1 protein-coding gene is annotated in these 232 nt (G+C 47.8%); it reads right to left on the bottom strand.

Translation table 11 applies throughout. From position 1 onward, the window contains the following. Positions 1 to 159, bottom strand: a 159-nt coding sequence (locus tag CHH91_RS19185) for an arginase family protein (RefSeq protein WP_141234259.1), incomplete at its 3' end; no start/stop codon positions are given. Positions 160 to 232 lie beyond the last annotated feature (73 nt).

Genomic DNA, 232 nt, shown 5'->3' with positions numbered 1-232 from the left:
CTTTTCTACATTGTACACTTGGTTGTTTTCGATGCGATTGGCGAACCAGGCAAACGCTTCTCGTATTTTTTCGGGAGCAAACCGCGACCCGGGCCGTCCGAGGGAGGCCCCTCCATCCCAAGGGAAACCGACTATGCCAAAAGTAGAATATAGTTTCATGCTTGATGCACTCCTTTGTCTTCTAGATGTGTAACTTCTACTTTGTTTGGAACACTGCGGCGTGTATAGCAAA

The sequence above is a fragment of the Virgibacillus sp. 7505 genome (assembly GCF_002272135.1).
In the GTDB taxonomy this organism is placed as follows: Bacteria; Bacillota; Bacilli; order Bacillales; family Amphibacillaceae; genus Terribacillus.
This window is presented reverse-complemented; position numbering and strand designations above follow the sequence as displayed.